Origin of the sequence: Bradyrhizobium sp. S3.3.6 (assembly GCF_040546905.1) — a bacterium.
Taxonomy (GTDB): domain Bacteria; phylum Pseudomonadota; class Alphaproteobacteria; order Rhizobiales; family Xanthobacteraceae; genus Bradyrhizobium; species Bradyrhizobium cytisi.
In genome coordinates this window covers 175,661-195,267 of the sequence record NZ_JBEPOT010000016.1, presented here as the reverse complement: position 1 = coordinate 195,267, position 19,607 = coordinate 175,661, and the positions used below count along the sequence as shown (strand labels likewise).

Annotated in this window: 23 protein-coding genes; 14 read left to right on the top strand and 9 right to left on the bottom strand. The window is 64.1% G+C overall.

Annotated features, from left to right (window positions below; genetic code table 11):
- Positions 1-13 precede the first annotated feature (13 nt).
- The 7 genes from ABID59_RS33735 (at position 14) to ABID59_RS33705 (ending at position 5,065) form a co-directional block, all read left to right on the top strand.
- Positions 14-1,801 carry a thiamine pyrophosphate-requiring protein gene (locus tag ABID59_RS33735; RefSeq protein ID WP_354086222.1) on the top strand — a complete coding sequence of 596 codons (1,788 nt, stop codon included), beginning with the start codon at positions 14-16 and terminating at the stop codon, positions 1,799-1,801.
- 8 nt (positions 1,802-1,809) lie between these two features.
- Positions 1,810-2,037 (top strand): hypothetical protein, encoded by a 228-nt coding sequence (locus ABID59_RS33730; RefSeq protein WP_128953211.1) that lies wholly within the window; start codon positions 1,810-1,812, stop codon positions 2,035-2,037.
- An 82-nt stretch (positions 2,038-2,119) separates the two neighbouring features.
- On the top strand, positions 2,120-2,671 hold the full coding sequence (locus tag ABID59_RS33725) for a DUF4142 domain-containing protein (RefSeq protein ID WP_354086221.1): 552 nt from the start codon (positions 2,120-2,122) through the stop codon (positions 2,669-2,671).
- Positions 2,672-2,718: 47 nt separating this feature from the next.
- Entirely contained in the window at positions 2,719-3,609 is an 891-nt protein-coding gene (locus ABID59_RS33720) for an SDR family oxidoreductase (RefSeq protein ID WP_354086220.1), read from the top strand.
- A 78-nt stretch (positions 3,610-3,687) separates the two neighbouring features.
- Positions 3,688-4,272, top strand: a complete 585-nt coding sequence (locus ABID59_RS33715) for a phosphatase PAP2 family protein (protein WP_354086232.1) — start codon at positions 3,688-3,690, stop codon at positions 4,270-4,272.
- A complete protein-coding gene (locus tag ABID59_RS33710) occupies positions 4,269-4,616 on the top strand; it encodes a DUF3147 family protein (RefSeq protein WP_354086219.1) in 348 nt (115 codons plus the stop codon). The genes ABID59_RS33715 and ABID59_RS33710 overlap by 4 nt, the downstream gene beginning before the upstream one ends.
- A complete protein-coding gene (locus ABID59_RS33705) occupies positions 4,616-5,065 on the top strand; it encodes a DUF3147 family protein (RefSeq protein WP_354086218.1) in 450 nt (149 codons plus the stop codon). The genes ABID59_RS33710 and ABID59_RS33705 overlap by 1 nt, the downstream gene beginning before the upstream one ends.
- Before the next feature lie 63 nt (positions 5,066-5,128).
- On the opposite strand, the gene ABID59_RS33700 is transcribed toward ABID59_RS33705, so the two are convergent.
- The 4 genes from ABID59_RS33700 to ABID59_RS33685 all read right to left on the bottom strand — a co-directional run bounded on the left by ABID59_RS33700 (position 5,129) and on the right by ABID59_RS33685 (position 6,373).
- Positions 5,129-5,278: a hypothetical protein gene (locus ABID59_RS33700; RefSeq protein WP_187435242.1), complete on the bottom strand. Its 150-nt coding sequence runs from the start codon at positions 5,276-5,278 to the stop codon at positions 5,129-5,131.
- Positions 5,279-5,621: 343 nt separating this feature from the next.
- A complete protein-coding gene (locus ABID59_RS33695; protein WP_148754580.1) occupies positions 5,622-5,828 on the bottom strand; it encodes a hypothetical protein in 207 nt (68 codons plus the stop codon).
- An 85-nt stretch (positions 5,829-5,913) separates the two neighbouring features.
- Positions 5,914-6,045 (bottom strand): hypothetical protein, encoded by a 132-nt coding sequence (locus tag ABID59_RS33690; protein ID WP_283812778.1) that lies wholly within the window; start codon positions 6,043-6,045, stop codon positions 5,914-5,916.
- Between the two features lie 133 nt (positions 6,046-6,178).
- On the bottom strand, positions 6,179-6,373 hold the full coding sequence (locus ABID59_RS33685) for a hypothetical protein (RefSeq protein WP_148754581.1): 195 nt from the start codon (positions 6,371-6,373) through the stop codon (positions 6,179-6,181).
- Between the two features lie 96 nt (positions 6,374-6,469).
- On the opposite strand from ABID59_RS33685, the gene ABID59_RS33680 reads away from it, so the two are divergent.
- A complete protein-coding gene (locus ABID59_RS33680) occupies positions 6,470-6,976 on the top strand; it encodes a DUF4142 domain-containing protein (RefSeq protein ID WP_148754582.1) in 507 nt (168 codons plus the stop codon).
- Between the two features lie 7 nt (positions 6,977-6,983).
- Here ABID59_RS33680 and ABID59_RS33675 read toward each other — a convergent pair whose 3' ends face one another.
- Entirely contained in the window at positions 6,984-7,280 is a 297-nt protein-coding gene (locus ABID59_RS33675) for a hypothetical protein (protein ID WP_354086217.1), read from the bottom strand.
- 281 nt (positions 7,281-7,561) lie between these two features.
- Between ABID59_RS33675 and ABID59_RS33670 the strand changes: the two genes are divergently transcribed.
- Positions 7,562-13,858: a HAMP domain-containing protein gene (locus ABID59_RS33670; protein WP_354035134.1), complete on the top strand. Its 6,297-nt coding sequence runs from the start codon at positions 7,562-7,564 to the stop codon at positions 13,856-13,858.
- Positions 13,859-13,871: 13 nt separating this feature from the next.
- The gene (locus ABID59_RS33665; RefSeq protein ID WP_354035135.1) at positions 13,872-15,365 is read left to right on the top strand and encodes a sensor histidine kinase; all 1,494 of its coding nucleotides are present in this window, start codon (positions 13,872-13,874) and stop codon (positions 15,363-15,365) included.
- Here the strand turns inward: ABID59_RS33665 and ABID59_RS33660 are convergent.
- The gene (locus tag ABID59_RS33660) at positions 15,362-15,667 is read right to left on the bottom strand and encodes a hypothetical protein (RefSeq protein ID WP_354035137.1); all 306 of its coding nucleotides are present in this window, start codon (positions 15,665-15,667) and stop codon (positions 15,362-15,364) included. The genes ABID59_RS33665 and ABID59_RS33660 overlap by 4 nt on opposite strands.
- Positions 15,668-15,725: 58 nt before the next feature.
- Here ABID59_RS33660 and ABID59_RS33655 point away from each other — a divergent pair, with 58 nt between their 5' ends.
- Complete coding sequence (locus ABID59_RS33655; protein WP_148754640.1) at positions 15,726-15,995, top strand: hypothetical protein; 270 nt, start codon at positions 15,726-15,728, stop codon at positions 15,993-15,995.
- Between the two features lie 96 nt (positions 15,996-16,091).
- A complete protein-coding gene (locus tag ABID59_RS33650) occupies positions 16,092-16,322 on the top strand; it encodes a hypothetical protein (RefSeq protein WP_148754586.1) in 231 nt (76 codons plus the stop codon).
- A 110-nt stretch (positions 16,323-16,432) separates the two neighbouring features.
- Here the strand turns inward: ABID59_RS33650 and ABID59_RS33645 are convergent, their stop codons facing one another.
- Positions 16,433-16,582 (bottom strand): hypothetical protein, encoded by a 150-nt coding sequence (locus ABID59_RS33645; protein WP_354086233.1) that lies wholly within the window; start codon positions 16,580-16,582, stop codon positions 16,433-16,435.
- A gap of 126 nt (positions 16,583-16,708) precedes the next feature.
- Between ABID59_RS33645 and ABID59_RS33640 the strand changes: the two genes are divergently transcribed.
- Both ABID59_RS33640 and ABID59_RS33635 read left to right on the top strand, forming a co-directional pair.
- Positions 16,709-16,903 (top strand): DUF3072 domain-containing protein, encoded by a 195-nt coding sequence (locus ABID59_RS33640; protein ID WP_354086216.1) that lies wholly within the window; start codon positions 16,709-16,711, stop codon positions 16,901-16,903.
- Between the two features lie 83 nt (positions 16,904-16,986).
- Positions 16,987-17,256, top strand: coding sequence for a DUF6496 domain-containing protein (locus ABID59_RS33635; RefSeq protein ID WP_354086215.1), 270 nt, complete (start codon positions 16,987-16,989; stop codon positions 17,254-17,256).
- A 12-nt stretch (positions 17,257-17,268) separates the two neighbouring features.
- Here the strand turns inward: ABID59_RS33635 and ABID59_RS33630 are convergent, their stop codons facing one another.
- Both ABID59_RS33630 and ABID59_RS33625 read right to left on the bottom strand, forming a co-directional pair.
- Positions 17,269-17,631: a hypothetical protein gene (locus ABID59_RS33630; protein WP_354086214.1), complete on the bottom strand. Its 363-nt coding sequence runs from the start codon at positions 17,629-17,631 to the stop codon at positions 17,269-17,271.
- Between the two features lie 286 nt (positions 17,632-17,917).
- The gene (locus tag ABID59_RS33625) at positions 17,918-19,459 is read right to left on the bottom strand and encodes a Do family serine endopeptidase (RefSeq protein ID WP_354086213.1); all 1,542 of its coding nucleotides are present in this window, start codon (positions 19,457-19,459) and stop codon (positions 17,918-17,920) included.
- Positions 19,460-19,607: the final 148 nt, after the last annotated feature.

Sequence of the window (19,607 nt, the reverse complement as noted above, 5' to 3'; positions counted from 1 at the left end):
GGAGCCGTCCACGATGTCCCAGACCGTCTCCGACTTCATCGTCCAGCGTCTGCATCAGTGGGGCGTCCGCCATATCTTCGGTTACCCCGGCGACGGCATCAACGGCGTGTTCGGCGCCATGAACCGGGCCGAGGCCAAGATCGATTTCGTGCAGGCCAGGCACGAGGAGATGGCGGCGTTCATGGCCAGCGCCTATGCGAAATTTTCCGGCGAGCTTGGCGTCTGCATCGCGACATCGGGACCTGGTGCCTCACATCTGATCACGGGGCTCTACGATGCACTGCTGGATCACCAGCCGGTGCTGGCGATCGTCGGCCAGCAGGCGCGAAACGCGCTCGGCGGAAGCTATCAGCAGGAACTCGACCTCGTCTCGATGTTCAAGGACGTCGCCGGCGCGTATGTCGCGCAAGCGTCCTCACCCGCCCAGGTGCGGCACCTGATCGATCGCGCGGTGCGCATCGCGCTCGCACGCCGGACCCCGACTGCGATCATACTCCCCAACGACCTCCAGGAAGAGCCGTACGAAGGACCGCCCCGTGCCCACGGCACCCTGCATTCCGGTGTCGGCTACAGTGCCCCATGCGTGATCCCTCGCGAAGCCGAACTCGATCATGCCGCGGAGGTTCTCAACGCCGGCCAGAAGGTCGCGATGCTGATCGGCGCCGGCGCGCTGCATGCCACCGACGAGGTGATCGCGGTCGCCGACCGCCTGTCCGCCGGCTGCGCCAAGGCGCTGCTCGGCAAGGCGGCGCTGCCGGACGACCTGCCGTGGGTGACGGGCTCGATCGGCCTGCTCGGCACCGAGCCCAGCTACAACATGATGATGGAATGCGACACGCTGCTGATGGTCGGCTCTGCATTCCCCTACGCAGAATTCCTTCCAAGGGAAGGCGCCGCGCGCGGCGTGCAGATCGATATCGATGCCGGCATGACGTCGATCCGCTTCCCCATGGAAGTCAGCCTCGTCGGCGATGCCGCGGAGACCTTGCGGAGCCTGCTGCCCCGGCTCGCGCCCAAGAGCGACGGCGCCTGGCGGAAGGGCATCGAGGACAACGTCGCCAGATGGTGGAAGACGCTGGACGACCGTGCGCATCAGCCCGCCGCGCCGATCAATCCGCAGCTCGTCGCCTGGGAGCTGTCGTCGCGCCTGCCAGAGCGCGCCATCATCACCAGCGATTCCGGCTCCTGCGCCAACTGGTTTGCGCGCGATCTCAAGATCCGGCGCGGCATGACGGCTTCGCTCTCCGGCGGCCTCGCCTCGATGGGCGCCGCGGTGCCCTACGCGCTCGCCGCGAAATATGCCGATCCGGACCGGCCTGTCATCGCGCTGGTCGGCGACGGCGCGATGCAGATGAACAACATGGCCGAGCTGATCACCGCCGCGAAATACTGGCGATCATGGCGCGATCCGCGCTTCGTCGTCTGCGTCTTCAACAACGAAGACCTCAACCAGGTGACCTGGGAGCAGCGCATCATCAATGGCGACCCCAAATTCGAGGCCTCGCAGCGCATCCCCGACGTGCCCTATTCGCGCTTCGCCGAGATGATCGGCCTCACCGGCATCTTCGTCGACCGCCCGCAACTGCTCGCCTCGGCCTGGGAACAGGCGCTGGCAAGCGAGATGCCCGTCGTGCTGGAGGTGAAGACCGATCCCGAAGTACCGCCGCTGCCGCCGCACATCACCCTGCAGCAGGCGAAGAATTTCTCGCTCGCCTTGATGAAGGGCGATCCTGACGAGACCGGCGTGATCAAGGGAGCGGCCCGGCAAGTGCTGGAAAAGATCCTGCCCGGAAAGGAATGAGGTGAACCATGAGCGACTTCCGTGACATTCAGCATGGCGTCAACGATCCCGTCGACGGCGTCGACGTGAAGCGCCAGATCAACACCAACCAGACGCCGCATGAACGGGCCCAGCGCCATGCCGACGTGCGCGCCGAGCCGTCGGCCTCGCCATCCGAGCCGTTCCTGCCGGAACGGCTGCGGCGCAAGCCGACCGACCCGATCAATCCCCGCACCGGCCGCCATCCGACGGATTAGGAACATCGGCCCCGGGGCCCGTGTTGGTCGCCGCAAAGATCCGCGCGGCAAAGGCCGCGTGGCCAATCAGAGGGACCGGACCATGAAACGTACCGTCATCGCCTTTGCCTGCGTGCTGCTCGCAGGCCCTGCTCTCGCGCAGTCGTTAGGTGAGAAGACCGGCGTCAACTCGGCGTTGGGCGTCGCACCGACCACCGCCGATTTCGTCAAGGAGGTCGCCGTCAGCGACATGTTCGAGATCGAATCGAGCAAGCTCGCCGAGCAGAAGGGCAACGCGCAGGAGAAGAGCTTCGCGCAGCAGATGGTGACCGACCACACCAAGACCAGCGGCGAGCTGAAGGCCCTCGTCGGCGATGGCAAGGTGCAGGCGACACTGCCGACTGCACTCGACAGCTCGCACCAGAGCAAGCTGGACAAGCTCAAGAGTGCCTCGGGCAAGGACTTCAGCTCGGACTATGATTCCTATCAGGTCAGCGCCCACGAGGACGCGACCTCGCTGTTCGATCGCTATGCCAAGGGCGGCGACAATGCCGCGCTGAAGGATTGGGCCAACAAGACGCTGCCAGCACTCCGGCATCATCTCGACATGGCCAAGGAGCTTGGCAGGGCGCCGAGCGTCGGACAGTCGAAGTAAGACTTGCGGCTTCGCTGGCATCTTCGAGGGCGAAAGGAAGCACTGATATGGCCGAGCACGACCTGATCGATCCCCTCACCCGCTATCCGAAGCCGCCGTTCAAGAAGCAGTCGCAGCCCTGGCCCGGCCTCGCCGGCAGGATGGAGCCGCGACCTGACCATGGCGAGGCCAGCTACAAGGGCTCCGGGCGGCTCGCCGGACGCAAGGCGCTGATCACCGACGGCGATTCCGGCATGGGCCGCGCGGCCGCGATCGCGTACGCGCGCGAGGGCGCCGACGTCGCCATCAACTATCTCCCTGCGGAGGAGCCCGACGCGCAGGAGGTGATCGCATTGATCAAGAAGGAAGGCCGCACCGGCCTCGCAATCCCCGGCGACCTCAAGGAGGAAGCCTTCTGCAGGAAGCTGGTCGAGCAGGCCGTGCAGGGCCTCGGCGGGCTCGACATCATCGTCAACAACGCGGCGCGACAGCAGGCGCGCGCCTCCATCCTCGACGTCTCGCCAGAGGATTTTGATGCCACCATGAAGACCAACATCTATGCGCCGTTCTGGATCATCAAGGCGGCGCTGACGCATCTCAAGCCCGGATCCTGCATCGTCGCCACTACATCCGAGCAGGCTTACGATCCCTCGCCGGATCTCTACGATTACGCGCAGACCAAGGCGGCGACCATGAATTACGTGAAGTCATTGGCAAAGCAGCTCGCCTCTAGGGGCATTCGCGTCAACGGCGTTGCGCCGGGGCCGATCTGGACGCCGCTCCAGGTTTCGGGCGGCGCCACCATGGAGAAGCTCGAAAAGTTTGGCGGCATGACGCCACTCGGCCGCCCCGGTCAGCCCGCCGAACTCGCCTCGATCTACGTGCAGCTCGCAGCTGCTGATGCGAGTTATGCAACCGGCCAGGTCTACGGCTCCGCGGGCGGATCGGGACAGCCGTAACGCCTCGGCTCAGGAACAATCGTCGGTGTTCGGCTTTACAAAACTGTCATGGAGAACCTTTCGCCGACCTGGGGATCGATGGCGCTCGTAGCAGTCAAACCCACACGGATCGATACCGCGATCGCGAATGAGATCGCAGGTCGCACCAACCCGCAGATCGAGGAGGCTGTCGAAGCGCTGACCTGGGGCGCGGATGAACATGTGCTGCTCGCTCTCGCCGCTGCGGGTTGGCTCTACACCAGGCATCGCTCTGCCGAAGAGCGCAATGCGGCCAACCACATCCTCGCGGTGTCGCTGGTGACGGCGATACTGCCCCACATCCTCAAATCCGCGTTCGATCAGGTCAGGCCGGACCGGCTCACGGTACGAGGCCATCGCCGCGGCATCCCGTTCTCCGGACGGGCGCGCGATGCCTTTCCGTCCGGCCATGCCGTGCATATGGGCGCGCTGGCATCCGCGGCCGGCCTGCTGCCGCCCGCCCGCCGACGTCTCGTGCGCTTCATCGCCGTGGGGCTTTCGCTAACGCGCGTCGCCTTGCTTGCGCATTGGGCCAGCGATGTGGTCGCAGGCTTCACCCTGGGCATCGTCATCGAGCGGATGATGAGGCCATGGACGCTCACGAATCGCAGCAGGAAGCCCCCGGATCGGCGGGCCCGATCATGACCGAGTACGTTCTCCGCTTCATCGCCGGCGGCATGATCGTGTCCGCCTTCGCGATCCTCGGCGATATGTTGCGGCCCAAAAGCTTTGGCGGCCTGCTCGGTGCCGCGCCATCGGTGGCACTGGCGACGCTGGGCATCGCTGTCGTCCAACACGGCCCGCAATATGCTGCGGCGGAAAGCTGGACCATGATCTATGGCGCGGCAGCTCTCGCTTGCTACAGCCTCGCCGTCTGCCATCTCCTGATGAGGTTTCGACTAGCGGCGCTACCAGCCACCATTGTCGCTTCCGTCGTATGGCTTGCGGTTGCCTTTGCCCTGCTCGCGGGTTTCGGAGGCGCCGCCTGATGCTGGTCAAACTGTCATCGTCGTCCCTGAAGCAAACGCGCTGGTACGAGTACAGCGTTCGCTTCCTGCTCGGCGGACTGGCGACGGTTTTCGCAGGCGTCGTGAGCACACAGTATGGCGTCGCCGTCGGCGGGCTCTTCCTCGCGCTTCCTGCCATCTTCTGCGCCAGCGCGACGCTGATCGAAAGCCACGAGCGCCGGGCCAAAGAGAAGGCGGGACTCTCGGGGCGGAGACGCGGGCAGCAGGCTGCAGCTCTCGATGCTGCGGGTGCCGGCCTTGGGAGCCTCGGTCTTGCGGCGTTCGCCGCGACCTTCTACGCCCTGGTTGCGGCTAACGTGACCGGGGCATTCGCAGCCGCCATCCTGGTATGGGCTGCTGTCTCGGTGTCAGCGTGGTGGTTGAGGCGGAAGCTTCGCATCACCACCCAAACCACGCCGGCTGAACGCTGAGGGCGATCAGCGAGAAGCCGCGGCGTCTTCCCGTAGCATCACAAACCCTACTTCCCCGACGGTCTACGCGTCGTCGGTCCTCGGGGGTTGCAGGCCCGGGCTGTTGGCCCAGCGCTCGACTTGCTCAATGACCTTCTGATGGCTCGGCCGCACCGGCTTTGGTGCTTCGGGTTCCTCGGAAAGCTTGCGGGGTAACCTGACCTTGTCCGTCATGGCGCGTCTCCCTTCGTCTTTAAAATGCGCCTGCAGGGAAAACGTTTCAAGTCGCAAGCTATTGATTTTATTTGACTATCATTCTCAATTGACGCATTTTCGGACTCCTGCGGAACAGGTCATGCTCTCGCCGGAAGAGCTGTCTGCAGCTGATGATTTCCGATTCAAGCACAACGAAGCCGGAAGGCGACGCCGAGGATTGATTTCCAGCCTCTCACAAGCACGACGACCCCGGCACGGTGGGTGCCAGGGCCGTCCTTGGAGATTACTTCCGGCTCACCGGGGGCATGACAACCGGAAGCAATCAGTCGACTCATCGTGCGGGGATTCGTTCCTCGCTTAATTAGCCGCTCGGCGCAGCGCCAGAATCGTCCGGCGTCATGCCGGAGCCCGGCGTCTTGCTGTTATCGTTGAGCTTGGGATCGCGCGTCGCCTCGCGCGACGGCGAGTCCCTCCGGCCCGTCTTGTGCGCAGTTTGCGCGCGCTGCTTGTCGCGCGGCTGATCCTCCGCGCGCTTGTCCTTGACGATGCCGTGGTCGGAATGTGCCATGATTTCCTCTCGCGTGTTCCGATGCCTCGAAGCGCTTACGCTCCGGTGCGTCGAATGTTCCGAACATGCGATAAGGTGTGCGACGCTAGCTATGCGCCGCATGCACCGCCACGGATGCGTTCTCCTGATGCACCTGCCGGACCGTCGTCGCCGTCGCGAACGCGACCGAAACGCCAAAGGCGAGAATGAGTGAGAAAAGTGCCAGACGCGGAGCCATCGCAAAACCTCCTTCTGGAATCGGAAAAATCAACGCGATCGACTGTTCACGGATGATGGTTGATTGGTGCCGCTCAATCCGTGAGCGGTCTCACACTGGGACTCACGGATGGGACTCACGGAAACGAGAGCGGTCAGGCACTCTGACTTTGCAGGATGCTGACCTTAACGGGCGGGACTTCGCCATCGAGCCAGTCCTGCTCTTTTGCCAAAGCCATCCAGGCATCCGCCATGCGCGAATAGCGATTATAAGCGGGTTGCCCTTCCGAGCGCTCGGCCAATTGCAGGCAGTTCTCGGCGTTGTCCCTGAAGATGTCAGACTGTTTCATGGGTAGGACGTGGGCATGGAACCCGCGCCCTGCAACCGCCCTTACATGATCGTAACCTCCGCCGGAACTTCGCACGTTACAAGTCATTGGATCCTCATGCGGATATTTGTCGCGATCGTCCTGGCCTTCATAGGCACCGCAGCTCTTGCCGACAGCACCGGCGAGCAGGTGCGCGGTGATCGCGCGCCTGACGCGACGGACGTCATCAGCGGCCTCTACGCCTTCAGCCGCTTCCAGCAGGGCCTGCTGGAGAGCACCGACCTGAACGGCAATGCGGAGGTGAAGAACCTTGCCGCCTTGCGCGCCGAAGAGGCGGCCAAGCGCGACAAGGCGCTCAAGGAGATTCAGGACGCCATCGGCACCGAGCCGTGCGTGACAAAATCGGCCGGCATCAGTCTCGCCAAGCCCGATGATACGGATGGGCCGGCCTATGTCCGGAGTTTCTATGCCGCGCAGATTCCCGAATACGAATCCACGATCGCCCTGCTCGAGCGCTATCTGAGGACGCCTGACAATCCAGCGCTCGCCGCCTTCGCGCACGAGCACCTGCCGGTGCTGCGCGCACAGTTGAAGGACGCCGAACGCACCATGGCCGACAGGTAGAGCAGCCCTACTTGTCCTCCGGATGATGCTGCTGGCCCATCGGCCGGACGGTGCGGTCGCTGTCGGGCATCTTGTCCCGGCCGGCATCTCCATTGGCATCTTTCCCGCCCGAGGTCGAAGTGCCGCTGCCGCTGGGGTTTGACTTGGGGGCGGCCCCCGTGGTCTGCGAGCCCGTATGCGGGGTGGCGGAGCTTGCGGCGGGATCGCCGGTCACGGCTCCGCGCCCGCTTGGCGCACCGGCCTGCGCCAGCGCCGATCCGGCGGCTAATAATGCGGCGATGAAGACGGCCAATCCGGCTTTCATATGCTCTCTCCCTGGTCTGCGGGCTAACTTGGGGGCTTGTGCCGGCGTTCCTAACGATGGCGGGCGGCTCCGGAATTTGGAACGCCCACCCTTTGGGTGAGAATTTTGGGTAATCGGATGGAACTCTCAACAGTCTTCGCCGTTGGTTTCGCCGGGCTGAGCACGGCAGGTTCCAATTCCTCGCGTCGCAACCTTGGCGCTTGATTTCGAATTTGGCTAACGCTCTATTTTGACAGTTGCGTCACGCCTAAGATTCGGCCGACGCCCGCGGGGGAAATAGCATGAGCGACCTCGATCCCGGAACGGCATCACGCTCCGGTCGTCGCGTCCCAAAACCAAAACCCAACGGTATGTCGGAGCAGGATTCCCGGCCGGAATTGCTGCTTGCGCTCCAGGCCATGCGCAGCGGCGATTTTTCGGTGCGGATGAGCGGCGACTACCTCGGCATCGACGGCAAGATTGCCGACACCTTTAACGAAATCATCGCCGCCAACCAGCGCATGGCGCAGCAGCTCGAGCTGGTCGGCCAGGTGGTGGGACGCGAAGGCAAGACCCGCCAGCGCGTGAAATTCGGCCTCGCCTCCGGCTCCTGGGCCGACATGGAAGGCTCCGTCAACACGCTGATTGACGACCTGCTGTGGCCGACGCGCGAGGTGACCCGCGCGGTCGCAGCCGTGGCGCAGGGCGACCTGCTGCAAACCGTCAAGCTCGACGTCGAGGGCCGCCCGCTGGGCGGCGAATTCCTGCAATCGGCGACCATCGTCAACACGATGATCAAGCAGCTCGGCGTGTTCACCTCGGAAGTGACGCGTGTCGCGCGCGAGGTCGGCACCGAAGGCAAGCTCGGCGGCCAGGCCCAGGTGCCGGAGGTGACCGGCGTCTGGAAGGATCTGACCGAGAGCGTCAACTCGATGGCGAACAACCTGACCAACCAGGTTCGCAACATCGCCGAGGTGACGATCGCGGTGGCCAACGGCGACTTGTCCAAGAAGATCACCGTCGACGTCCGCGGCGAGATCCTTCAGCTCAAGGAAGCCATCAACACGATGGTGGACCAGCTGCGCTCCTTCGCCTCCGAAGTGACGCGCGTCGCCCGCGAGGTCGGCACCGACGGCAAGCTCGGCGGCCAGGCCATCGTGCCCGGCGTCGCCGGCACCTGGAAGGATTTGACCGACTCCGTGAACGCGATGTGCGGCAACCTCACCGCGCAAGTCCGCAACATCGCCAACGTAACCACCGCCGTGGCGCGCGGTGACTTGTCCCGCAAGATCACTGTGGACGTGCGCGGCGAAATTCTGGAGCTGAAGGACACCATCAACACCATGGTGGACCAGCTGAACTCCTTCGCCTCCGAAGTGACGCGCGTCGCGCGCGAGGTCGGCACCGAAGGCAAGCTCGGCGGCCAGGCCCAGGTGCCCGGCGTGGCCGGCACCTGGAAGGACCTCACCGACAATGTCAACTTCATGGCCTCGAACCTGACCGCGCAGGTCCGCAACATCGCCGACGTCGCCACTGCGATCGCAGGCGGCGACCTCTCCAAGAAAATTACGGTGAACGTCTCGGGCGAGATCCTTCAGCTGAAGGAAACGCTCAACACCATGGTCGACCAGCTCAATGCCTTCGCCGGCGAAGTGACGCGCGTCGCGCGCGAGGTCGGTACCGAAGGCCGGCTCGGCGGCCAGGCCAACGTGCTCGGCGTCGCCGGCACCTGGAAGGACCTCACGGAAAGCGTCAACTCGATGGCGTCGAACCTGACCGCGCAGGTTCGCAACATCGCCGAGGTGACGACGGCGGTCGCCGGCGGCGACTTGTCAAAGAAAATTACCGTGGACGTCCGCGGCGAAATCCTGGAGCTGAAGGACACCATCAACACCATGGTGGACCAGCTCAACGCGTTCGCCGGCGAAGTCACCCGCGTCGCGCGCGAGGTCGGCACCGAGGGCAAGCTCGGCGGCCAGGCCCAGGTGCGCGGCGTCGCCGGCACCTGGAAGGATTTGACGGACAGCGTCAACTCGATGGCCTCGAACCTGACCGGTCAGGTCCGCAATATCGCCGAGGTCGCGACCGCGGTGGCCAAGGGCGACCTGTCCAAGAAGATCACGGTGAACGTCTCGGGCGAAATCCTTCAGCTGAAGGAAACGCTCAACACCATGGTCGACCAGCTCAACGCCTTCGCCGGCGAAGTCACGCGCGTGGCGCGCGAGGTCGGCACCGAGGGCAAGCTTGGTGGTCAGGCCCAGGTGACGGGCGTCGCCGGCACCTGGAAAGATCTCACCGACAACGTGAACTCGATGGCGGGTAACCTCACGGCCCAGGTCCGCAACATCGCCGAGGTCGCAACCGCCATCGCCGGTGGCGACCTGTCACGCAAGATTACGGTGGACGTCCGCGGCGAGATCCTTCAGCTCAAAGACACCCTGAACACGATGGTCGACCAGCTCAACCGCTTCGCGGGCGAGGTGACGCGCGTCGCGCGCGAAGTCGGCACCGAAGGACGCCTCGGCGGTCAGGCCAACGTGCCCGGCGTCGCCGGCACCTGGAAGGACTTGACGGACTCTGTGAACTCGATGGCGGGCAACCTCACGGCCCAGGTCCGCAACATCGCCGAAGTGACCACCGCAGTGGCGCGCGGCGACTTGTCACGCAAGATCACAGTGGACGTGAAGGGCGAAATCCTCGAGCTCAAAAACACCATCAACACCATGGTGGACCAGCTCAACGGTTTCGCAGGCGAAGTGACGCGCGTGGCGCGCGAGGTCGGCACCGAAGGCAAGCTCGGCGGCCAGGCTGAAGTGCCCGGTGTTGCCGGCACCTGGAAGGACCTCACCGACAACGTCAACTTCATGGCCTCGAACCTGACGGCCCAGGTCCGCAACATCGCCGAGGTCGCGACCGCGATCGCCGGCGGCGATTTGTCGAAGAAGATCACCGTGGACGTGCGCGGCGAAATCCTGCTGCTCAAGGATACCCTGAACACGATGGTCGAGCAGCTCCGCTCCTTCGCGGCGGAAGTGACGCGCGTGGCGCGCGAGGTCGGCACCGAAGGCCGGCTCGGCGGTCAGGCCGTCGTGCCCGGCGTCGGCGGCACCTGGAAGGACCTCACTGACAACGTAAACCTGCTCGCCGCGAACCTCACCACGCAGGTCCGCAACATCGCCGAAGTCACAACGGCCGTGGCGCGCGGCGACCTCTCGCGCAAGATCACCGTGGACGTGAAGGGCGAAATCCTCGAGCTCAAGAACACCATCAACACCATGGTCGACCAGCTCAACGCGTTTGCCGGCGAAGTCACCCGCGTTGCGCGCGAGGTCGGCACCGAAGGCGAGCTCGGCGGTCAGGCCCAGGTGCCCGGTGTGGCCGGCACCTGGAAGGATCTCACCGACACCGTCAACTTCATGGCGGCGAACCTGACCGAGCAGGTCCGCGGCATCGTCAAGGTGGTGACCGCGGTCGCCAACGGCGACCTCAAGCAGAACCTCACCGTGAAATCGAAGGGCGAAGTCGCAGCACTTGCCGACACCATCAACAACATGACGGAGACGCTCGCGACCTTCGCCGACCAGGTGACGTCGGTGGCGCGCGAGGTCGGCGTCGAAGGCCGCCTGGGCGGTCAGGCCGACGTGCCCGGTGCCGCCGGCACCTGGAAGGACCTCACGGGCAACGTCAACCTGCTGGCGGCCAACCTCACCTCGCAGGTGCGCGCGATCGCCGAGGTGGCGACCGCCGTGACCAAGGGCGATTTGACGCGGTCGATTCAGGTCGATGCCCGCGGCGAAGTGGCCGAGCTGAAAGACAACATCAACACGATGATCACGAATCTCCGTCTGACGACGGACGTGAACACCGAACAGGACTGGCTGAAGACCAACCTCGCCAAGTTCACCAACATGCTTCAGGGCCAGCGCGATCTCACGACCGTCGGCCGGTTGCTGCTGACCGAGCTGTCGCCGCTGGTCAACGCGCATACCGGCGTGATCTACCAGGTCGAGAACGAGGACAATCCGCAGCTCCTACTGCTGGCCTCCTATGCCGGCGACGGTGTCTATCCCTATCAGCGCGTGCTTCCGTTCGGCGACGGCCTGATCGGCCAGTGCGCGCTCGACCGGCGCCCGCGCATGGTCTCCGACATTCCCGCCGACGTGGTGCCGATCAACTCGGCGCTGCTCCGCGTCGCGCCGAAGAACCTCGTGGTGCTGCCGGTGCTGTTCGAGGGGCAGGTCAAGGCGGTGATCGAGCTCGCCTCGCTCACCTCGTTCACGACCTCGCAGATGACATTCCTGGAGCAGCTCACCGACTCCATCGGCATCGTGCTCAATTCGATCGAAGCGACGATGCAGACCGAAGGCCTGCTGAAGCAGTCACAACAGCTCGCCGGCGAGCTCCAGACCCAGCAGCGCGAGTTGCAGCAGACCAACGACCAGCTCGAGCAGAAGGCGCAGCAGCTCGCCGAGCGCAACGTCGAGGTCGAGCGCAAGAACCAGGAGATCGAGCAGGCCCGCCGCGCGCTCGAGGAAAAGGCGACCGAGCTCGCGCTGACCTCGAAGTACAAGTCCGAATTCCTGGCCAATATGAGCCACGAGCTGCGCACGCCGCTGAACTCGATCCTGATCCTCGGACAGCAGCTCACCGACAATCCGGACGGCAACCTCTCCGCCAAGCAGGTCGAATTCGCCCGCACCATCCACGGCGCCGGCACCGACCTCCTGAACCTCATCAGCGACATTCTCGATCTCTCCAAGATCGAGTCCGGCACGGTGACGGTTGACGCCGAGGAAATCCTCACCGCCAACCTGCTCGAGACGGTCGGACGGCCGTTCCGGCATGAGGCGGAGAACCGCAATCTGTCGTTCAAGATCGACGTCGATCCGAACCTCGCGCGCAGCATCGTCACTGACTCCAAGCGCCTGCAGCAGGTGCTGAAGAACCTGCTCTCCAACGCCTTCAAGTTCACTGGCGAGGGCGAAGTACGGCTGAAGGTCGCCGGCGCGCTCGGCGGTTGGGGCACGGATCATCCCGTGCTGAACTCCGCGCCGGCCGTGATCGCCTTCGAGGTCTCCGATACCGGTATCGGGATTCCCCTGGAGAAGCAGAAGCTGATCTTCGAGGCGTTCCAGCAGGCGGACGCCGGCACCAGCCGTAAATACGGCGGCACCGGCCTTGGCCTCGCCATCAGCCGCGAGCTCGCGAGCCTGCTCGGCGGCGAAATCCACCTGCGCAGCGCCCCGGGCAAGGGCTCGACCTTCACGCTGTATCTGCCGCTAAAATATTCCGGCCCGACGCTGGCGCCGCGCGCAGCACCAGCGCCGCAACAATACAACCAGCCGCCGGCACTCCAGGCCGCCGCACCGGAACAGCAACGCGTCATCGAGCAACTGCCCGACGACCGCCTCAATCTCGAGCCTGGTGACAGCATCCTTTTGATCGTCGAGGACGATCCGCATTATGCCCGCATCCTGGTCGACCTCGCACGCGACAAGGATTTCAAGGTCCTGGTCGCCGCACGCGGCGCCGAAGCGCTCGAACTCGCAAAGCAGTATCAGCCGCGCGCCGTTTCGCTCGATGTGTTCCTGCCCGACATGCTCGGCTGGACGGTGCTGAGCCAGCTCAAGCATAACCCGCTGACGCGCCACATCCCCGTGCAGATCATCACGCTCGACGAGGACCGCCAGCATGCGCTGGCCCGCGGCGCCTTCTCTTTCGTCAACAAGCCGACGACGACCGAAGGCGTTGCCGCCGCGCTGACGCAGATCAAGGAATACGCGCGACCGCGGCGCAAGCGGCTGCTGATCGTCGAGGACAACGAGGCCGAGCAGTTGTCGATCCGGGAGCTGCTGCATCACGACGACATCGAGATCGTGACCACCGACACCGGCGCCGGTGCTCTGTCGACACTGCGCGGGGCGCCCTGCGATTGCGTCGTGCTCGACCTCAGGCTGCCCGACATGAGCGGCTTCGAGGTGCTGGAGCAGATCCGTCGCGACGACACGCTGTCGAACGTTCCCGTGGTGGTGTTCACTGGCCGCGAGCTCTCCGCGGAAGAGGACGCGGAACTTCACACCATGGCGCGCAGCATCGTGGTCAAGGGCGTGGAATCGCCCGAACGCCTGCTCGACGAAACCGCCCTGTTCCTGCATCGCGTGATCACGGAGCTGCCGGTCGAGAAGCAGCGCATGCTGGAGAAGCTCAACAGTTCCGATGAGGATTTGATCGGCAAGACCGCGCTGCTCGTCGACGACGATGCGCGCAACATCTTCGCGCTGTCGAGCGTACTGGAACGACGCGGCATGAAGGTGCTGACAGCGACCACCGGCCGCGAGGCGGTGACGCTGGTCGAATCGAACCCGGAAATCGCCATCGTGCTGATGGACATCATGATGCCGCAGATGGATGGCTATCAGACCATCGGCGTGATCCGCGAGAATCCGGCCTTCCTGCGCCTGCCGATCATCGCGCTGACGGCGAAGGCGATGAAGGGCGATCGCGAAAAATGCCTGGAAGCCGGCGCGTCCGACTACCTCGCCAAACCCGTCAACACCGATCAATTGCTGCTTGCGATCCGCATGTGGCTGCATCGCTGAGTTGGATCCGAGAATGGACCACGAAAAGGTCAATATCCTCCTCGTCGACGACCAGCCGGCCAAGCTGCTCGCTTACGAGGTGATCCTAAAGGAACTCGGCGAGAACCTCGTGATCGCCTCGTCCGGCCGCGAGGCGCTGGAGGTGCTGCTCAAGACCGAGATCGCGGTGATCCTGGTCGATGTCTGCATGCCCGAGCTCGACGGCTTCGAGCTCGCGGCAATGATCCGCGAGCATCCGCGCTTCCAAAAGACCGCGATGATCTTCATTTCGGCGATCCAGGTCAGCGACATCGACCGGCTGCGCGGCTACGAGATGGGGGCCGTCGACTACGTGCCAGTTCCTGTCGTGCCGGAGGTGCTGCGAGCCAAGGTCAAGGTGTTTGCCGAGCTCTATCGCAAGACGCGCGAGCTCGAACGGCTGAACCAGGATCTCGAGGATCGTGTCCGTGCCCGCACCGCCGAGCTCGAGAACTCCACCGCAAAACTGCGCGAAAGCGAAGAGCGGCGCAGCATGGCAATCGCCGCCGGCAAGATGGGATCCTGGGACTGGGACTGGGTCAACGGCGACTGGATGTGGGACGAAGGCCAGTACCGCATCTTTGGCGTGACACCGGAGACGTTCAACGTCACCTCGGCCAACATCCAGGCGCTGCTGCACCCGGATGACGTGGACCAGTTCGGCCAGGCGATTGCCGCGTTCGATACCGGCGCGCACGCCTATGAAGGAGAGTTCCGCGTCTGCCGGCCCGATGGTGATGTGCGCTGGTGCGTCGGCACGGCCGCCGCGACTATGGATCCGGGCGGTCGAGTCGTGCGGGTGAGCGGCGTCACGGTCGATATCACCGAACGCAAGCGCGCCGAGGAACGGCAGAACCTGCTGGCGCGCGAAGTCGATCACCGCGCCAAGAATGCGCTGGCTCTGGCACAGTCGATCGTGCGCCTCACCCGCGCCGACGAGGTCAAGGCTTACGTCAATGCCGTCGAGGGGCGCATCAATGCGCTCGCGCGCGTGCACACCATCCTGTCGCTGTCGAGCTGGCAGGGCGCCGAGCTCTCCAAGCTCATCGAGGAAGAGCTTGCGCCCTATTCGCTCGGCGGACAGATCAAGCTCGGGGGTCCCGAGGTGCAGTTGCTGCCGGCGACCGCCCAGACACTGGCGCTGGCGCTGCACGAGCTCTTCACCAATTCGGCCAAGTATGGCGCGCTCTCGACCCGGTCGGGGCGGCTCGCGATCGGCTGGCAGGCCGAGAACGATCTCCTCACCTTGACGTGGGACGAGACCGGAGGGCCGTTGGTCAGGACGCCGAAGTCGCGTGGCTTTGGCACAAGAAGCCTGCTGGCCAGTGTCGAATCCCAGCTCGGCGGACAGGCGCAGTTCGACTGGCGTCCAGAGGGCTTGTTGTGCCGCCTTGATGTGCCATTGACGCGCAAGAGCGCGGCAACATCGGCGGTGCAGGACAAGTTCGAGCCCAGCACCTCTCCCGAACTTCAGCGCGCGTCGGGTTAGCGCGACGCAGCGACCTTCAGCCGTAACATCGGCTGCGGTTCATCGGCGACACGCCCTTCGAGCCAGGCTTCCGTTCGCGCGAGATCGCGCAACGCCGTCGCGTAGCGGCGGGCGGCGCTGCGCTCCGCACCGCGCGGCAGCTTGCGTGCTTTGCGCAACATGTCGGCCGCCGCGTTACGGTAGGCCAGCGAGCGATAGAGAAAGACCACCTTGCCCATATCGAATGTTCCCGTGTTGATGGCGTTCATCTTCGCAAAGTCGGCATGAACGTCGGATGAAGCGGCAGATGACAATTCCTTCATGCGCATTGGAACCCGCGATTGCGGCACGCGTTTGCATGACAGATCGATCGGCAGTTCCATGCGCGCAAAAAAGTCGCCAAATAGGTCGCCAAGCCTGATCTCTCCCACCGGCGTCATCAAATTAATGACGCATGCGATGATGGGCGCTGCACTCGGTCTGGCCTTCACGCTCGCGCTCATTCTGGTCAATCCTGCGGTCGCAGAATTGCTGAACCACGGCGGCCGTGCGGCAGCCTTGGTCTTTGTCGGCACGATGGTGACGACGTTTGCCATCGGTGCCGCCCTGACGGGCGTCGTGCTCATCCTCAACGAGGACAAGGAATCTTGAAGCGCGCGTGAGGCGCAATGCGACGTATTGTTCGGAACTCCCGCGGCAAATAGCGGTTGGGTGCCTGCGTCAATTCAACTCAGGGAGTTCCCACGCATGAACACGACCAAGCTCGCTCTCGCCGTGATGTTGGCAACCGGCCTCGCCGCCGCGCCCTTCGCCGCACAGGCCAAGTCACACAAGGCCAAGCATGAATCATCGACCTCGTCCTCGCAAACGACAGGCGCCAACACGAAGTCCAAGGGCAGCGACACCTCCGGTCAGGGCGGCTCTGACCAGGGCGGCACCATGACGAACAACAAGAGCGCCCCGGGCAACACCAAGTAAGCTCGCCAGAGAACAGGCTTCGCGAGAGCGGGGCCTGTTCTTGGATGATCGAACATCCTCTCAGGGCCACATGGTCGGTGCGCGGGTCACAGCATCCCGGCCGGCCCGCCTCAAATCAACACCTTGCCACCGCCAGCGGCCTTCCATTCGCCGATCAACCGATTGATTTTCCGGCGCAGATCCATCTGTGCCTGGGCCCGTTCGGTGCAGTCGCGATCGCGATTGACGAGATCGCGTACGGCCGCCTCGACATCGGCCATCTCCAGCCTCAAGGCACTGATTCTACGTCGAATTTCATTAATTCTGTTGTCCATGACTTGTTAGAGGCTTGTTAGAACAAAATAAGAACATATAGTCAAGCCATGAACTCAGAATGGAGAGTGGACATGCAGGTTCTGGGCAAATACGACGCCAAGGTTTTCCTCATGGAGCAGATGACCCGGGCGCAGGGGCTGCGACTGAAGCGGCTGAGTGAAGAGGCCTACCAGCCCGCGCAATACGATCGCAGTCTGTCCTCTACCGAGGCGGCGCACCGCATCCAGGTGCTGGAAGCGGAGATCGAGCTCGCGAACTCCTTCTAAGGCTCGCGGCCGGCGCCTTTGGAACGTTGGGTCAGCACTCCTGTTCTCTTCCGAGGCCAAGGGGAGGCCAAGGGAGAGAGTTGATGGCACGCAAGGCAAAGAAGCGCCGCTACTCACGCAGCGCCAGCAGTGATGTCGAGCGCCAGACGCGGCGTTACAAGAAGGGGACTGCGAAGAGCGGTCGCGGCGGACGCGTAAAGAGCCGCAAGCAGGCGATTGCGATTGGCCTCTCGGAAGCGCGCAAGAAGGGCAAGAAGGTCCCGAAGAAGGCTTCGAAACGGAAGACGTCCAAGAAGACGACAAAGAAAAAGACGACAAAGAAGAGCTCGAAGCGCAAATCCGCGAAGCGATGACGCCGATCGGCGTCAGATCATGGTGCCGGGCATGAAGCAGCGGATCGAAACGCCGAACGCCGTCTTGACGGGCCAGACCATGGTGCGACCGGCGCGGTTCGGCTCGGTGATCACGGCTTCGTCGGGGACCTCGACCCATTGCCCATCAAGACGGACACGATAGTGCCCATTGTGCGAGTCCCAGTCAGGATCGGCCACGGCAACGCCGTCCGCGTCCGAACAGCACGGACCGAGATGGCTGCGCAGGCTGTCGAACCAGGGTTTTAGCGGCGAATCGGTGAAGCGGCCATCATCGCGCCCCATGGCACTTCCGGACGACAGCAATAGAGGCGCCGCGAGCAGCGCAAGCTTCAGCGAGAGCTTCAATCGATCCATGTCGGCACCGATCAAATGCGAACCACCGGCCGGTTCCACAAAGCGGCCGGAGGTCCGAAGTTCCACTCCTGCAATTTGCCTCGGCGCCGTCATTGCCGCCAAAGCACAACACGCGATCTCAAAGTCTGACGAGTGAACGCGGCTTTTTCGGACGAACCCGTCATCATTGCTGCCGTTAACGAGAATGTTATCGGCGGCCTGTGGGTATCTCGGAAGGCGCGCACGAAAAAGGCGGCCCGCAGGCCGCCTTTTGAATTTGCCGTTGAGGCCAAGAGGCGTGATCAGATCAGGCGAGCGGCACCGCGATGAACCGGGTCGCCTCCGCATTCTTCACCTGCAGCAGCACGCTGTTCTTGCCGGACGATTTGGCCTGCGCCAGCTCCGAGCGGACGTCGCCGACATTGGCGACTGCCTTGCCGCCGACATTGAGGATGACGTCGCCGGTCTGGATGCCGCGCTGTGCCGCCGGTCCCTGCGGGTCGACCTCCGTGACCACGACGCCCTTCTGACCTGCGCCCTGGACGTCGCCGGCGGGCGCCAGGCTGAGGCCGAGGCGCGGCGTACCGGGGGCCTGCTGCGTCTTGCCGTCGTCAGTGTTGCCGCTTCCTTGGGCCTGCCGCTCGGTAGGCAGTTCGCCGAGCGCCAGCGTCACCGTCTTGGTGTCGCCCTTGTGGACGACATCGAGCTTCACGGACGTGCCCGGCGCCAGCGTGGCGATGGTGCGGGCGAGATCGCGGGAGTCCTTGATCGCGGTGCCGTTGACAGCGGTGATGACATCGCCCGCCTCGATGCCGGCCTTCGCCGCCGGGCTGCCATCCTGCGGGTTATCGACGATTGCGCCGCGCGCCGCCTTCAGGCCGAGGCTATCGGCGATCTCCGCGGTCACCGGCTGCACCTGCACACCGAGCCAGCCGCGGGTGACAGCACCCTTGTCCTTCAACTGCGCGACCACGAGCTTTGCAGTCGAGGACGGAATATCGAAGCCGATGCCGACCGAGCCGCCCGAGGGCGAGAAGATCGCGGTGTTCACGCCGATCACGTTGCCGTTCATGTCGAAGGCCGGACCGCCCGAGTTGCCCTTGTTGATGGGTGCATCGATCTGGATGAAGTCGTCATAGGGACCGTTGCCGATGTCGCGGCCGCTGGCCGAGACGATGCCGGCCGTCACGGTGCCGCCGAGGCCGAAGGGATTGCCAACAGCAACCACCCAGTCGCCGATCCGCGGCTTCTGGTCGGAGAATTTCACGAACGGAAAATCCTTTTTGCCCTCGACCTTGATCAGCGCGAGATCGGTCTTCGGATCGGTGCCGACCACTTTCGCGGTGTAGATCGTGCCGTCGTCCGTCGTCACCTGCACCGACTGTGCATGGTCGACGACGTGGTTGTTGGTCACGGCATAGCCGTCGGCCGAGATGAAGAAGCCTGAGCCCTCGCCCGTGACCACCTGGTGACGTTGGCGCGGCATGCCGTTCATGCCGCCCGGAAAGCCGAACTGCCGCGAGAACTGGTCGAACGGAGAATCCTCATCCGAATCCATCCGGTTCTGTTGCAGCATCGCGCTCTTGTCGTTGTCCTGGTCGATCTTCACGCGCACCGAGATGACGGCGGGCTTGACCTTGCTGACGAGGTCGCCGAAGCCCGGCGGCGTCGCGGCGCTTTCAGCTGCCTGCGCAGGCGCAATCAGGGAGTTCACGCCGAACGGCGTCGAAGCGGGAGACGCAGCCAGCACGGCCACGCCAAGCGCGGCCACGGTGCCAAGCAGCGCAAGCCGGCGCGGCTTCAGAATTGTACGGCTCTTGGTGGTGTCGGAATTGACGCGATCGATCATGTTGAAATGTCCATGTTGGGTAAGTCGCCTTGCACCCAACATGGACATCGTCACCTTACGGCGTCCCGTCCACGCGATTAAATCTTGGCAAAGAAAGTGCGGCCGGCGGCCGCAAGCCAGATTCTCGAAACGGACGTCGCGCTGCGCA